This is a genomic window from Psychrobacter sp. AOP31-B2-9, assembly GCF_052378005.1.
GTDB lineage: Bacteria > Pseudomonadota > Gammaproteobacteria > Pseudomonadales > Moraxellaceae > Psychrobacter.
This window is the reverse complement of record NZ_JBQSXG010000331.1, coordinates 1-597: the sequence shown is the minus strand read 5'-3', so window position 1 is coordinate 597 and position 597 is coordinate 1. Positions and strand designations below refer to the sequence as shown.

The window sequence follows — 597 nt, the reverse complement described above, 5'->3', positions numbered from 1 at the left end:
GTAGATTTAGATATTTTAAGTCAAAGTATGCATTCTAATTGGCAGGCTATTAGAAACGAATCAGCGCATGGGATTGAAAGAAAATTAAGCTTTGAAGATGAAAGTTCCTTAGAAAAAATATTAGATGACTCAAATTTTTTAGAGGAAGTTTTTTTTAGATTGATATTTCATATTATAGGATATACAGGAGAATTCTATCAATTTTCTCAGTATGGATACCCTATAACTAGTTTAAAAAATTAGATTAAATGAGTAAGTTTAGCGTTTATATAAGGTGGATTACGCATCCGCTAATCCACCCTACGCACTACGTACGTTTAAACTGTGTTTATTGTAAAATTAATCTTAACATGACAACTTATTCGCTGGGCTAAAAGCCCAGCCTACATCAAAACTCGCAATCATAAAATAGTCGTCTTGCGGTGCGGTTTAGCCCTGACTGGAGCGGTTATCCTGTCGTGACTACTAGGTTGCAAAGGCTCGGCAGGTCAGGATGTCGCGGTAGCAGCAACCTGACCTGCCTATAGCCGTGCCCTAGCAGATATGGCAGATAATAGCGGACGGCAGGATCAGCTCCCATCATGATTTTTGCAATAA

Annotated in this window: 1 protein-coding gene; it reads left to right on the top strand. The window is 38.2% G+C overall.

The window, feature by feature from the left end; all coding sequences use genetic code 11:
* Window positions 1-243 (top strand): hypothetical protein (locus tag ACT3SX_RS15495; RefSeq protein WP_444753755.1); only part of this gene is annotated, 243 nt, incomplete at its 5' end.
* Window positions 244-597: the final 354 nt, after the last annotated feature.